This is a genomic window from Gemmatimonas sp. (assembly GCF_027531815.1).
GTDB lineage: Bacteria > Gemmatimonadota > Gemmatimonadetes > Gemmatimonadales > Gemmatimonadaceae > Gemmatimonas.
Map to the genome: position 1 here is coordinate 597,399 of NZ_JAPZSK010000002.1, position 14,957 is coordinate 612,355.

The following is a 14,957-nucleotide window of genomic DNA, read 5'->3' on the forward strand; positions in this document are numbered from 1 at the left end:
CGAAACCGATCGTTTCGTGACCAAGACCGCGCTCATCACCGGCATTACCGGCCAGGACGGCTCCTACCTCGCCGAACTGCTGCTCGACAAGGGGTATCGCGTGGTGGGGGTCGTGCGCCGCTCGTCCACCACGCCGTACGAACGCATTGCGCATCTCGTCGATCGCATTGAGCTCGTCTCTGCCGATCTCCTCGACCAGACCTCGCTCACCGACGTTGTCCAGAGCACCGCGCCCGACGAGATCTACAACCTCGCCGCGCAGAGTTTCGTGCAGACCTCGTGGAACCAACCGGTCCTCACCGGCGAGTTCACGGCGCTGGGGGTCACCCGCATGCTCGAGGCCCTGCGCAAGGCGGCGCCCCGGGCGCGCTTCTATCAGGCCAGCTCGAGCGAACAGTTCGGCAAGGTGGTGGAAACCCCCCAGCGGGAAAGCACGCCATTCTATCCGCGCTCCCCGTACGGCGTCGCCAAGGTCTACGGACACTGGATCACGGTCAACTATCGCGAAAGCTTCGATCTCTTCGCGGTGAGCGGCATTCTGTTCAATCACGAGTCGCCGCGTCGCGGTCTCGAATTCGTCACGCGCAAGATCTCCGATGGCGTGGCCCGCATCAAGCTCGGCCTGCAGCGCGAACTGCGCCTCGGCAATCTCGATGCCCGCCGCGACTGGGGCTTTGCCGGCGACTACGTCGAAGCCATGTGGCGCATGCTGCAGCTGGAGACGCCCGATGACTTCGTCATCGGCACCGGTGACACCTATTCGGTGCGCGAATTCTGCGACGCCGCCTTCGGTGCCGTGGGGTTGGATTACCGCGAGTTCGTCGTGCAGGACGAGCGCTTCTTCCGCCCCGCCGAAGTCGACCTGCTGGTGGCCGATCCGGCCAAGGCCAAGACCGTGCTGGAATGGACGCCGCGTGTCGGCTTCCGGCAGCTCGTCGAGATGATGGTCGAAGCCGATCTGGCGCGTTATCACCGTCACGCCTAGCCAGCCCCCGCGTGGACGCTCGTCAGGGTGACCGCATGCCGACCGTGGCGCTGCCGAGTGATCGGGCCCTCGGGCGCGTCCTCGTGACCGGCGCCGCGGGCTTCGTGGGGCAGTGGCTGCTTCCCGCGCTGCGGGCTCAGGGAGCGGAGGTGTTCGCGCTGGCCATGCCCTCGGACGCCCGCGACACGGGCACCGGCGCGGCGCTTCCCGACCACGGCGCCACGTGGTTCGTGGGCGACCTGCGCCACGATGACTATGTGCAACGCGTGGTGGACGCGACCCGGCCGAACACGGTGCTGCATCTGGCGGCCATCTCCCACCTGCCCACCGCCGCGGCCGATCCGGCCACCGCCTGGGATGTGAACGTCACGGCAACGGCGCGACTCCTCCACCAGCTCGACCGTCAGCGCGAGCGAAGCGGGGTGGACCCCCTCGTGCTCATCGTGGGAAGCGCCGAACAGTATGGCCGGCACGACTCACACGTGATGCCGTTGTGCGAGGAGGCGGTCCAGGCGCCGCGAACCGTGTATGCGGCCACCAAGGCGGCGCAGGAGCTGCTCGCGCTCCAGGTCTGGCGCGCCACGCGACTGCCCGTGGTCATTGCCCGCAGCTTCAATCACAGTGGGGCCGGGCAGCCCCCGCGCTTCGTACTGCCGGCGCTGGTGCAGCGCGCCCGGGCGTTGGCCAGTGCGCCGGCGGGGACGCCCATGCTGGTGGGGAATCGCTCACCGGTTCGCGACTTCCTGCATGTAAGTGACGTCGTGGCTGCGTATATTTCCCTCTGTCAGCGGGGCACGCCCGGCGAGGCGTACAACGTGGCCAGCGGTACCGGATGGTCGGTGCAGCAACTCCTCGATCTGGTGAGCGCACGCACGGGCACGCGTGCCGTTCCCACCGAGGACCCCGCGCTGGTCCGACCGGTTGACGTCCCCGTGCTCATCGGGGATCCGCGAAAGCTGCAGCACGCCACCGGATGGCGCGCGCAGCGTTCACTCGACGACATCATCGAAGACCTCCTCCATGCCGAGACGTTCTGACCTGCACCGGATTCTCGTGATCGGCTCTGGCCCGATCGTGATCGGGCAGGCTGCTGAATTCGATTACTCCGGAACGCAGGCCACCAAGGCGCTGCGCGAGGAGGGCTACGAAGTCATTCTGGTGAACTCCAATCCGGCCACGATCATGACCGATCCGGAGTTCGCCGACCGTACCTACATCGAGCCGGTCACCGCGGAGTTCGTCGAGAAGATCATCGCCAAGGAGCGCCCCGATGCGGTGCTCCCCACCATGGGCGGACAGACGGCCCTCAACGTGGCGCTCAAACTGTACGACGACGGCGTGCTCGATCGCTATGGCTGCGAGCTCATCGGTGCCAACGCCCGCGCGATTCGCGTGGCCGAAGACCGCAAGCTCTTCGCCGACGCCATGGAGAAGATCGGGCTCAAGTGCCCGACCGGCACGACCGTCACGACCATCGACGAGGCACTCGCGGCGGTCGAGAACACCGGCTTCCCCGCCATCATTCGCCCGTCGTTCACCCTCGGCGGCACCGGCGGCGGCATCGCCTACAACCGCGAGGAGTTCGAGACGATGGTCCGGCGCGGCCTCGACCTGTCGCCGGTGCATTCGGTGCTCATCGAACGGTCGCTGCTGGGGTGGAAGGAGTACGAGCTGGAGGTCATGCGCGACTGCGCCGACAACGTGGTGATCGTCTGCTCCATCGAGAACCTCGATCCCATGGGCGTGCATACCGGCGATTCCATCACGGTGGCACCGGCCATGACGCTCACCGACCGCGAGTACCAGGTCATGCGCGACGCGGCCGTGGCGATCATCCGTGAAATCGGTGTCGATGCGGGCGGTTGCAACGTGCAGTTCGCCGTCAACCCGCGCGACGGCGAGCTCATCGTCATCGAGATGAACCCGCGCGTGTCGCGCTCGTCCGCCCTGGCATCCAAGGCCACCGGGTTCCCCATCGCGCGCATCGGTGCCAAGCTCGCCGTGGGGTACACGCTCGACGAAGTGCCCAACGACATCACGAAGACCACGCCGGCCAGCTTCGAACCGGTGCTCGACTACGTCATCGTGAAGTGTCCCCGGTTCGCCTTCGAGAAGTTCGCCGCGGCCGACCCGGGGCTCACCACCCAGATGAAGTCCGTGGGTGAGTCCATGGCCATTGGACGCACCTTCAAGGAGGCCTTCCAGAAGGCGCTGCGTGCGCTGGAAACCGGACGCACCGGCTGGAGCATCGGCGAGCGGCTGCAGGACGACCGCCTGGTGGAAGGCTCCCGCGAGGAGTTGCGCGGCGCACTGCGTCGCCCCACGCCCGAGCGCATTTACCAGCTCAAGCGGGCCATGCAGCTGGGGATGCAGACGGCCGAACTGCACGAGATCTCGGGCATCGATCCGTGGTTCCTCGATCAGATGCGGGAGTTGCTCGAGGCCGAGGCAACGTACTCGGCCCTGCCGGCGGTCGATGCCGAGGCTATGCGGCGCATGAAGCGTCTCGGGTTCTCCGACCGCCAGCTGGCCGCACTCCGCGCGCAGACCGAGCTCGAGGCGCGCGCCCTGCGCTGGTCGCTTGGGGTGCGGCCGTCGTACAAGATGATCGACACCTGCGCCGGCGAGTTCCCGTCCAGCACCCCGTACCTCTACGGCAACTACGACGAGGAGAGCGAAGCCGCGACGGCCGGGCGCAAGAAGGTGGTCATCCTCGGGTCGGGGCCCAATCGCATCGGGCAGGGCGTCGAGTTCGATTACTGTTGCGTGCGCGCGGTGCTCGCGCTGCGGCAGCAGGGATACGAGACCATCATGGTGAACTCGAATCCCGAAACCGTCTCCACCGATTTCGACATCTCCGACAAGCTGTACTTCGAGCCGCTCACGTTGGAGGATGTGCTCGAGATCGTCGAGCGCGAGCAGCCGGAGGGGGTCATCGTCCAGCTTGGCGGGCAAACGCCGCTCAAGCTCACCCGACCGCTCGAGGCGGCCGGTGTGCGCATTCTGGGCACCTCGCCCGATGCCATCGACACGGCGGAAGACCGTCGCCGCTTCGAGGCGATTGCCCGCGAACTGGGCATCGAGCAGCCGGCCAATGGCACGGCCACCAGCGTCGACGAAGCCGTCTCCATCGCGCAGACGATCGGGTTCCCTGTGCTGGTGCGCCCGTCCTATGTGCTCGGGGGGCGCGCCATGGAGATTGTGCACGACGAGCCGTCGCTGCGTGATTACTTCGAGCGGGCGGCACGCGTGTCGGAGGAGCGCCCCGTGCTCGTCGATCGCTTCCTCGAGGATGCGTTCGAGGCCGATGTCGACGCCCTCTCTGACGGTGAACACGTGGTCATTGGCGCGGTCATGGAACACATCGAGAGCGCCGGCATTCACTCCGGCGACTCTGCCTGCGTCCTGCCCCCGTATGTCATTCCGCCGGCGGCCGTCGAGCAGATGAAGGCGCACACCATTGCCTTTGCCCGACGGCTCGGCGTGGTGGGCCTCATCAACGTGCAGTATGCCTACAAGAATGGGCAGGTCTACGTCATCGAGGTGAATCCGCGCGCGTCGCGCACCGCACCGTTCGTGTCGAAGGCCATCGGCGTGTCGCTGCCATCGGTTGCCGCGCGCCTCATGCTCGGAGAGACGCTCGCCGAGATCGGGTTCACGCAGGAGATCGTGCCGCCCTATATCAGCGTCAAGGAAGCCGTGTTCCCGTTCAACAAGTTCCGGGAGTTCGATCCGGTGCTCAGCCCGGAGATGCGTTCCACCGGCGAGGTCATGGGCATCGACGACGACTTCGGGACCGCCTTCCTCAAGTCCCAGATCGCGGCCGACAATGCCCTGCCGTCCGAAGGCGCCGTGTTCTTCACGGTGAACGACGGCGACAAGCCCACGGCCGCCACGCTGGCGCAGCGATTCCATGCCCTTGGCTTCTCCGTGTTCGCCACCAGCGGCACGGCGGCGTTCTTCCGGCAGCAGGGGGTACCGGTCACGGCCGTGCTCAAGGTGCACGAGGGGCGGCCGCATGGCGTGGACCTCATCCTGAACGGCGAGATCCAGCTGCTCGTGAACACGCCGTTGGGTAAGCACGCGCAGGTGGATGACGAGAAGCTCCGCCAGGCCGCGATTGCCAATCGGGTGCCGTACACCACGACGCTCACCGCTGCCAATGCCGCCGTCGAGGCCATCGCGGCCCGGCGGTCGCGAGAGCCGGGGGTGCGCTCGCTCCAGGAGTGGCACGCGATCCTGGCGGCGCATCAGGGCGCCGGGGTCGCGTGAACGCGCCGTCCGTGCCGGAGATGATCGCACAGCCCGGGCTGGGACATGTGGCGGCCGGCGTCTCCCTCGGTGAGGGGGCGCTGGTCCACGCGTCCGCGTACGTCGACGATGGCGCCGTCATTGGCGCCCACACGCGCATCTGGCATTTCTGTCACGTCAACGGCGGGGCCGTGATCGGTCCGCGGTGTTCCCTCGGGCAGAACGTCGTCGTCATGAAGGGGGTGCGCATCGGCGAGAACGTCCGCATCCAGAACAATGTGTCGGTCTATGAGGGCGTGGAGTTGGAGGACGACGTGTTCTGCGGTCCTTCCATGGTCTTCACCAACGTGTACAACCCGCGCAGTGCCATCTCCCGCAAGAATGAATACCGGAGCACCCTGGTGAAGCGTGGCGCCAGCATCGGAGCCAACGCCACCATCGTGTGTGGCCATACCATCGGCCGTTACGCCTTCATTGGGGCCGGCGCCGTCGTGAATCGCGACGTGCCGGATTACGCGCTCGTCGCCGGCGTACCGGCGCGACGGATCGGGTGGATGTCCGAGGCGGGGTTCCGTCTTGAGCGCATCCCCGGCGCCGACGGCGTCGAGCGCGACACGGAGCGGTTGCGCTGTCCGGGAACGGGAACGGTGTACGAGCGTCGCGGCGATGCTGTCGTGCGTACGGAGGAGCAGGCATGACCGACGGAAGCATTCCGGCGGACCGCCCCATTCGCATCGCCCTGGTGGGGTGTGGCCGCATCAGTCGCAATCACTTCGACGCCATCGCGAAGATCCCGGACCTGCAGCTGGTCGCGGTCTGTGACATCGTCACGGAGCGGGCCGCGCAGGCCGGCGACGCGGCCGGAGTCCCCTGGTTCACCGACCTCGAGGCGATGCTGGCGCGCGTCCCGAGCGACGCCGTCGTCATTGCCACCCCCAGCGGCCTCCACCCGCAGCATGGCATCGCGGCCGCGCGCGCCGGGCGGCATGTCATCAGCGAGAAGCCCATGGCCATCTCGCTGGCGGCGGCGGACGCGCTCGTGCAGGCCTGCGACGACCACCGGGTGCATCTCTTCGTGGTCAAGCAGAACCGGCTCAATCCGCCCGTCGTGCTGCTCAAGCGCGCCATCGATCGCGGCCGCTTCGGCCGCATCTACATGGCCAACTGCACGGTGCGCTGGACACGACCGCAGGAGTACTACGATCAGGCCCCGTGGCGGGGCACCTGGGAGTTCGACGGCGGGGCGTTCATGAACCAGGCGTCGCATTACGTCGATCTCGTGCAGTGGCTCGTCGGGCCTGTCGAGAGCGTCATGGCCAAGACCGCGACGCTCGCGCGTCGCATCGAGGCCGAGGATAGCGGAGTGGCCATCATGAAGTTCCGCTCCGGCGCCATCGGCACCATCGAGGTCACCATGCTCACCTTCCCCAAGAACCTTGAAGGCAGCATCACCATCCTCGGGGAGAAGGGCACCGTGAAGATCGGCGGTACCGCGGTGAACAAGGTTGAGCACTGGCAGTTTGCGGACTACGACGACGACGACAAGCTCGTCGAGCAGGCCAACACCAACCCGCCCAGCGTATACGGCTTCGGACACGAGGGGTATTACCGGAACGTCGTCTCGGTATTGCGCGGGCTGGCGAAGCCCGACACCGACGGCCGGGCGGGACGCAAGTCACTGGAACTCATTCTCGGCATTTACGAGTCGGCGAAGACGGGGCGCGATGTGCCCCTTCCGCTGCGCGTGAACATTTGATCGGCAGGAGAGACATGGCTGTCCCGCTTCTGGACCTGAAGGCGCAGCACGCCACCATCCGCGATGAGGTGGTGGCGGCACTCATGGAGGTCGTCGACCAGCAGGCCTTCATCCTGGGCGATCCCGTGGCGCAGCTCGAATGCAGCGTCGCCGGGCTTTCGCAGGTGAAGTACGCCGTCGGCTGTGCCAACGGGACCGACGCCATTCTGCTCGCGCTCCGCGCGCTGGGTGTGGGGCACGGCGATGAGGTCGTCACCACGCCGTTCACGTTCTTCGCCACGGGCGGCGCCATCCACAATGTGGGCGCGCGGCCGGTATTCGTGGACATCGATCCGCGCTCGTTCAACATCGCCCCGGACGCCATCACCCCGGCCATCACGCCGCGCACGCGCGCGGTCATCGCCGTGGATCTGTTCGGCCAGATGGCCCCCATCGAAGAGGTGAGCGCGGCGGCCCAGGGGCTGCCCGTCATCGAGGACGCCGCGCAGTCCATCGGCGCCAGTCGGCGCATCGGGGGGCGCACGGTCATGGCGGGTGAGGCGGCAGCCATTGGCACCTACAGCTTCTTCCCATCCAAGAATCTCGGTGGCTACGGCGATGGCGGCATGATGGTCACGCAGGATGAGGCGCTCTTCGAGGCGCTCATGAAGCTGCGGACGCACGGCAGCCGGCGGACCTACTACCACGAGATTGTCGGCTACAACAGCCGCCTCGACGCCTTGCAGGCGGCCGTATTGCGGGCCAAGCTGCCGCATCTCGGCGCGTGGAGCGAAGCGCGGCGTCGCAACGCGGCCTACTACGACGCGGCCTTTGCCGACGTGCCGGAACTGGCCACGCCGTGGATCGATCCGGCCAATACGTCGATCTACAACCAGTACACGGTACGCGTACCTCGGCGGGAGGCGTTGCAGGCGCACTTGAAGGAGCGCGGCATCGGCTCCAACGTCTACTATCCGCTCCCCTTGCACCTGCAGCCCTGCTTCGCCTATCTCGGTTACCGCGAAGGGCAGTGCCCCGAGGCGGAGAAAGCCTCGCGCGAGGTGCTGTCCCTTCCCGTGTATCCCGAGCTCACCACGTCCCAGCTCGACGAAGTGATCGCGGCCGTTCGCGCGTTCTTCGGCCGCTGAGTCGCCTTCCCGTATCACTGAGATGACTGCTGTGAAAGATCAGGCGCTGGCCAAGATCGCCGACCGTACCGCCGTCATCGGCGTGATCGGCCTCGGGTACGTCGGGCTGCCCTTGGCCATCGAGTTCGTGCACGCCGGCTTCCGGGTTATCGGCTACGACGTGAGCACCCGCGTGGTCGACCTGCTCATGGCTGGTGAGTCGCACATTCAGGACGTCCCTGCCGACGCCGTGAAGGCCGCCGTGGCCAGCGGCAAGCTCGTCGCCACCGCCATCGAGGATCGGTTGGGCGAGTGCGATGCCATCTCCATCGCCGTGCCCACCCCGCTGTCCAAAACGCGCGATCCGGACATGGCCTACGTGCTGAGCGCGGCCGATGCCATCGCCCGGCAGGCGCACCCCGGACTGTGCGTGGTGCTCGAGAGCACCACGTACCCCGGCACCACGCGCGAACTGCTGCAGCCGCGTCTCGAAGCCAAGGGGCTGACCGTCGGGCAGGACATCTTCGTGGCCTTCAGCCCCGAACGCGTCGACCCCGGCAACCCCATCTATCACACCCGCAACACCCCCAAGGTGGTCGGCGGCATCACCCCGGCGTGCGTTGAGGTGGCCACGGCGCTTTACGAGAGCTGCATCGACACCGTGGTGCCCGTCAGCTCGCCGGAGGCGGCGGAGCTGGTGAAGCTGCTCGAGAATACGTTCCGGGCCGTGAACATCGCCATGGTGAACGAATTGGCGATTGTCTGTGACAAACTGGGCGTGAACGTCTGGGAGGTCATCGAGGCCGCCGCGACCAAGCCGTTCGGGTTCATGAAGTTCACGCCGGGGCCGGGCATCGGCGGGCACTGCATTCCCCTCGATCCGCACTACCTTGCCTGGAAGATGCGCACGCTCAACTACAAGACACGCTTCATCGACCTGGCCAGCGAAATCAATTCCCACATGCCCGAGTGGGTCGTGCAGAAGGTGGCCGACGCCCTCAACGAGGTGCGGAAGGCGGTGCGCGGCAGCCGACTGCTCGTGCTCGGCGTGGCGTACAAGCGCGATATCGACGATGTGCGCGAAAGCCCGGCGTTGGATGTGATCCGGCTGCTCGAGGAGCGCGGGGCGCATGTCGAGTTCCACGACCCGTTCGTCAGCGAGTTCCGGGAGGAGGGGCACAGTCGCAAGGGAGTCGAGCTCAGCGATGAGATGCTGCGGTGGGCCGACGCCGTCGTCGTGGTCACCGACCACAAGACCGTGGACTACCAGCGCGTCGTCGATCACGCTACCCTCGTGGTGGATACGCGCAACGTCACGGCGGGACTGACCCCAGGGCGGGCGCGCATCGTGCCGCTGGCGTCGGGCTCGACGTTGGCCGCGCTGCCATAACGCCCCTGTCCACGAACCTGCGCCGCATTTCCCGGGTATCTTCCGTCGCATGAGTCATTTCCCCAATCGCGTCGAATTCCGTCTGCTGGTCCTGCTCGCCGTCGCCACGGCGCTGGCCGGTTGCGGGCGCGGATTTCAGCCACGCGATTTCGCGACACCCGAAGCGCTGTTTCAGGCCACCCTGCTCGAGTTCCAGCAGAAGAAATGGGACAACGCGCAGCTGGGGTTCGAGCGGCTCACCAGCGATCTGTCGTCGCGCGATCCGCTGCTGGCACCGGCGTACTTCTATCTGGCGCTCACGCACGAGCGGAAGAAGGAGTTTCTGCTGGCAGCGCAGGCCTTCGAGCGGGTCACGGACGGATTCCCCGACGACACGCTGGCGCCCATGGCCATGCTCGGGACCGGGCGGGCCTATCAGAGCATCTGGCGGCGCCCGTCGCTCGACCCCGAGCAGGGGCAGAAGGCGGCGTCGGTGCTGCGTGCGCTCCTTTCGTCGTATCCTGACGCCAAGGAAACCGAGGAGGCGAAGCAGCGCATCACCCAGCTGGAAGAGTGGTTCGCGCTCAAGGATTACCAGACGGCGGTGCACTACATCAAGGTGCGCCCCGTGGTCGACGGCGCGATCATCTACCTCAAGGACATCGTCACCACGTATCCCACCACGAAAGCCGCCCGGCTGTCGTGGCTGCGGTTGCATGAGCTGTACACGAAGATCCGCTGGAAGGAAGATGCGGCGGAAACGTGCAGCGCCATGTGGAAGGCCTATCCCGGGGACACGGAAGTGCGCGCCGCCTGCGGAGCGGTCCCCGTGGATACGGCCAAAACGAGCGACGTTCCGCCCAGCGCCGTCACGTCACCCGTTGCCTATGCGCGGCCGGCGCCGCCGGCGCGCCACTGACCTCCCCACGCCAGGTGCAATTGGGGCTTCTTGGCGGCAGCTTCGACCCGCCGCACACCGGCCACCTGCTCATCGCGCAGGACGCCATTGACGCCCTGGCGCTCGATCACCTGCTGGTCATTCCAGCGGCCCAACAGCCGCTGAAGGGCCGCGAGCAGACGCCGCCGGAACACCGCCTGGCCATGGTCCGGGCCTGTTTCGACGGCGTACCACGGGTTGAGGTCGACCCCGTAGAAATTGAACGGGGCGGGTTATCTTACATGGTTGACACCGTGGAGGCGGTGCGGCGGCGATGGCCGCTTGCCCAACTCCACCTTCTGGTCGGGAGTGACGTGGTCCCCACGTTGCCACGCTGGAAGGATCCGCACCGGTTGCTCGGCATGGTACGTCTGGTCGTACTGCATCGGGACACCGACGGAGCCGTTCCGCTCGAGCAGGAGATTCACGGCGCGCAGTCGGTTCGCTGGCTGAGCACGCGACGGGTGGATGTGTCGTCAACCGAAATCAGGGCGCGGGTCCGCGACGGACGCTCACTCAAGGGCTTCGTTCCGGAATCCGTGGCGACGTACATCGCATCCACCGGGCTGTATCACGAGAATTCCCGGACGGCGGATCGCGCAGACGGCTGAGCCAAAGTGGCCCGGATGCTGCGCACCACTGTCCTCGCCATGAGGTCCAGAGGGACGTATGCTGAAGGGCTTGATCAGTAAGGTGTTCGGCACGCGACACGAGCGTGAACGCAAGCGTGTCCAGCCAATCCTCGACGACATCCATCAGATCGAAGCGCGGCTGGCGTCGCTGAGCGATGCCGAGATCCAGGCGCAAACGGCGAAGTTCCGCGGCGTGCTCGCCGAGCGGACCGGACCCATCAGTGAGCGCATCGCCGCCATCAAGGCCGCCAAGCACGAGACGGCCGACGCCGCCGAGCGGGAGCGCCTCGATGGCGAACTGCAGGGCGCCGACGGGCGCGGCGGCGTCGAGGGGGAGCTGCGGGGGGCCATTGCGGAGACGCTGGACGAACTGCTCCCTGAGGCGTTTGCCACCGTGCGCGAGGCCTGCCGCCGGCTGCGCGGGTCGACGGTCATGGTTACCGGCCACGCCCTCACCTGGGATATGGTCCCCTACGACGTGCAGCTCATTGGTGGCATTCAGCTCCACCTCGGGCGCATTGCGGAGATGGCCACCGGCGAAGGGAAGACCCTCGTCGCCACGCTGCCGCTGTACCTGAACGCGCTCCCGGGGCGCGGTGCGCACCTGGTCACGGTCAACAACTACCTGGCGCGCCGCGACTCGCAGTGGATGGGGCACCTGTATGGCTGGCTCGGGCTCACGGTCGCTTGCCTCGACGATACCGAACCGGGGTCGTGGGAGCGCAAGGCGGCGTACGGTGCCGACATCACGTACGGGACCAACAACGAGTTCGGCTTCGACTACCTGCGCGACAACATGGTGGTGTCGCTCGAGCAGCGGGTCCAGCGCCCGCACGTCTTCGCGCTGGTCGACGAAGTGGACTCGGTGCTCATCGACGAAGCCCGCACACCCCTCATCATTTCGGGGCCGGTGGGCAACGAGAGCGACGGGCAGTACGCGGAGTTCAACACGTCGGTCGAGCGGCTGGTGCGCAAGCAGAACGAGATGGTCAACCAGCTCGTGGCCGACGGTGAGCGCGCCATGGAAGCCAACGACGCGCAGGCAGCGGCGCTGCAGTTCTACAAGGCCCAAATGGGTGGCCCGAAGAACAAGCGGCTCATGAAGGTGCTGCAGGAGCAGGGCGTCAAGCAGATGGTGCAGCGGGTCGAGCTCGATGTCATCGCCGACAAGAAGCTCCCCGTCTCGAAGCGTGCGTTCCGCGACCTCGAGGACGAACTGCTGTTCGTGCTCGATGAGAAGGGGCACACGGTGCACCTCACCGAGAAGGGGCTCGACTGGCTCTCTCCGGATCATCCGGACACCTTCGTCCTGCCGGACATCTCGCTGCTCATCGGACAGATCGATCGCGACGCGGAGCTGAGCGCCACGGAGCGCCTCGAGCGGCGCGGGGGCGTGGAGCGCGAGTATGCCACGAAGAGCGAGCGGCTGAACATCATCCATCAGCTGCTGCGCGCCCACGCTCTGTACGAGAAGGACGTGAACTACGTGGTGCAGGAGGGGCAGGTGCTCATCGTCGATGAGTTCACCGGGCGTACCATGCCGGGACGTCGCTGGAGCGAAGGGTTGCACCAGGCGGTCGAAGCCAAGGAGCGCGTGCAGGTGAAGGGGGAAACCCAGACCCTCGCCACCATCACGATTCAGAATTACTTCCGCATGTACGAGAAGCTGGCCGGCATGACCGGCACGGCCGAGACGGAAGAAGCGGAGTTCCATACCATCTACGGGCTCGAGGTGTCGGTCATCCCAACCAACCGCGCCATCCAGCGTGATGACCGGCAGGATCTCGTCTTCAAGACGCGGCGGGAGAAGTACAATGCCATCGTCGACGAGACACGCCGGCTGCACGAGTTGGGTTTCCCGGTGCTCGTGGGTACCGCCAGTGTCGAGGCATCCGAAACGTTGGCACGGCTCTTTGCCCGGGCCGGGCTCAAGCACAACGTGCTGAACGCCAAGTATCACCAGCGCGAAGCGGAGATCGTGGCCGATGCAGGGCGTCCGGGGGCGATCACCATCGCCACGAACATGGCCGGCCGCGGCACCGACATCAAACTCGGTGAGGGTATCCGTGATGCGAAGCCGTCGCGCATCACCGATCCCGACGGCAAGGAGATCGACATCACCGAGATCGGTGGCCTGCACATCATCGGGTCGGAGCGCCACGAATCGCGGCGCATCGATCGGCAGCTCCGCGGCCGGTCGGGGCGGCAGGGGGATCCGGGTGCCTCGCAGTTCTTCCTCTCGCTCGAAGACGACCTGATGCGCCTGTTCGGCTCGGAGCGCATTGCGAAGCTCATGGATCGCATGGGCGCACAGGACGGGGAGGTGCTCACGCACCCGCTCATCACGCGCTCCATCGAGCAGGCGCAGAAGCGCGTCGAGCTGCAGAACTTCCAGTCGCGCAAGCGCCTGCTCGAGTACGACGACGTCATGAATCAGCAGCGCGAGGTCATTTACTCGCTGCGGGCGTTTGCGCTCGAGGGGGGTGAGGAGTTGAAGGGGGAGGCGCTCAAGATGCTGGAGCGCGGAGTGCAGCGGCGTGTCGAGCAGGCACTCGCCACCTTCGATCGCGTCGAAGACTGGGACTTCGAGTACGTGCAGCAGGACCTGCTGATGCACTACATGTTGCAGGTGCCCGCGTTTTCCGCCGAGCGCCCGACGTCCGTCGAGGAGGCGCAGGCGGTGGCCGTGGCGGCCGTGCACGAGGCCTTCCAGGCGAAGATCGAGAGCCTCAATCAGGTGACCGACGAGAACGGGCAGGGGTTCGCCGATCGTCTGCTGTCGCTCGTCACGCTCAACGTGATCGACGAGAAGTGGAAGGATCACCTGTACGACCTCGACCAGCTGCGGGCCTCCATCCACTATCGGTCGTGGGGGCAGAAGGATCCGCTGGTCGAGTACAAGCAGGACGCCTACACCATGTTCGTCGATCTCATGCACGATCTGGCGAACACGTTTACGGAGCGGTTCCTCAAGGCGCAGCTGGTCTTCGAGCCGGCGCCGGTGGAGGCGTTCGAGCCGCCGCCCATGCCTGAGTTCGTGCGCGAGGAGGGGGCGCGCCCGACGCGCCGCTACAACGCGCTGGGCATCCTGGAAGACGTGCCGGCCGATGAACTGGTGGTCGACGAGTCGCTGGAGATCGTGGACGCGCAGTTCGTGGAGGAGGAGCAAGACGTCGGCGGAGGCGCCGAGGAGCCCGGGCGGATTGTCGCCCAGGGAGTGCCGCAGGTGGTCGGTGCGGGCAGCGTGCGCTCACTTGGCGAGGCGGGAGCCGGAGGATTGCCGGCGGGGTGGGAGCAGACGCCGCGCAACAACGTGTGTCCGTGTGGCTCCGGGAAGAAGTTCAAGAAGTGTCATGGTGCGCATCTGTAGGCCGCGGACCAGGCGGAACTGAGGGGCAGGAACCGGCCGGGGCATTCGCGGGCAGCGAGTGCCCCGGTTGACATTACGTAGCGGATGTGCTTATATCCCCGACCCGCCGCACGCGCCGCGGTTGCTGCGTACCCGCCGAGCTCTACATGCTCCTTCCGGGTCCACAACCTGAGGAAATGCGCTGGCTGGGGGTCCGCTGTGGTGCTGAGCGGGCCGTCGCTCACGGGGACTGTGTGAGTGCGAGGGCGTCCTTGCCGACGATCCCCGATCTTCAAAAAAGATCAGTACGGTGATCTCGCAGGGGTTGACGCCCGACTTTCAACAGGTTATTAGTTAGATCTGCCGCCAAAACGGTGGCCATCAAAAAAGCAGGAACTTGTGTAGCCGCAAGCGGTTACGCGCAGGACGGTAGGACGGTAGGACGCTATTTGACAACCGAGGAAGAGATCGATGGATGTGCGGGCGGTGTTTATGACCCAGGGCTGATCAGGGCTCTGGCGAGACATCAACCTGAATTTTTGTGATTCCGCGATTAGGAGCTCCGCAAGGGG

Annotated in this window: 10 protein-coding genes; all 10 read left to right on the top strand. The window is 66.3% G+C overall.

Going from position 1 to position 14,957, the window contains the following annotated elements; genetic code table 11:
* The first annotated feature begins 16 nt into the window (after positions 1-16).
* From gmd to secA, 10 genes are read left to right on the top strand one after another with little or no spacing between them, the layout of a single operon-like run.
* Positions 17-985, top strand: a complete 969-nt coding sequence (gene gmd, locus O9271_RS03760; protein WP_298266270.1) for a GDP-mannose 4,6-dehydratase — start codon at positions 17-19, stop codon at positions 983-985.
* An 11-nt stretch (positions 986-996) separates the two neighbouring features.
* Entirely contained in the window at positions 997-2,022 is a 1,026-nt protein-coding gene (locus O9271_RS03765) for a GDP-mannose 4,6-dehydratase (protein WP_298266271.1), read from the top strand.
* Positions 2,006-5,257 (top strand): carbamoyl-phosphate synthase large subunit, encoded by a 3,252-nt coding sequence (gene carB / locus O9271_RS03770; protein WP_298266272.1) that lies wholly within the window; start codon positions 2,006-2,008, stop codon positions 5,255-5,257. The genes O9271_RS03765 and carB overlap by 17 nt, the downstream gene beginning before the upstream one ends.
* 20 nt (positions 5,258-5,277) lie before the next feature.
* Positions 5,278-5,934 (top strand): DapH/DapD/GlmU-related protein, encoded by a 657-nt coding sequence (locus O9271_RS03775; RefSeq protein WP_343213868.1) that lies wholly within the window; start codon positions 5,278-5,280, stop codon positions 5,932-5,934.
* A complete protein-coding gene (locus O9271_RS03780; RefSeq protein WP_298266274.1) occupies positions 5,931-6,992 on the top strand; it encodes a Gfo/Idh/MocA family oxidoreductase in 1,062 nt (353 codons plus the stop codon). Before O9271_RS03775 ends, O9271_RS03780 begins: the two co-directional genes overlap by 4 nt.
* A 14-nt stretch (positions 6,993-7,006) precedes the next feature.
* On the top strand, positions 7,007-8,119 hold the full coding sequence (locus O9271_RS03785) for a DegT/DnrJ/EryC1/StrS family aminotransferase (RefSeq protein WP_298266275.1): 1,113 nt from the start codon (positions 7,007-7,009) through the stop codon (positions 8,117-8,119).
* 22 nt (positions 8,120-8,141) lie between these two features.
* Positions 8,142-9,488: a nucleotide sugar dehydrogenase gene (locus O9271_RS03790; protein ID WP_298266276.1), complete on the top strand. Its 1,347-nt coding sequence runs from the start codon at positions 8,142-8,144 to the stop codon at positions 9,486-9,488.
* A 49-nt stretch (positions 9,489-9,537) separates the two neighbouring features.
* Positions 9,538-10,386, top strand: coding sequence for an outer membrane protein assembly factor BamD (gene bamD, locus O9271_RS03795; protein WP_298266277.1), 849 nt, complete (start codon positions 9,538-9,540; stop codon positions 10,384-10,386).
* A 14-nt stretch (positions 10,387-10,400) separates the two neighbouring features.
* On the top strand, positions 10,401-11,015 hold the full coding sequence (gene nadD / locus O9271_RS03800; RefSeq protein WP_298266278.1) for a nicotinate (nicotinamide) nucleotide adenylyltransferase: 615 nt from the start codon (positions 10,401-10,403) through the stop codon (positions 11,013-11,015).
* A gap of 58 nt (positions 11,016-11,073) precedes the next feature.
* Positions 11,074-14,406 (top strand): preprotein translocase subunit SecA, encoded by a 3,333-nt coding sequence (gene secA, locus O9271_RS03805; RefSeq protein ID WP_298266279.1) that lies wholly within the window; start codon positions 11,074-11,076, stop codon positions 14,404-14,406.
* Positions 14,407-14,957 lie beyond the last annotated feature (551 nt).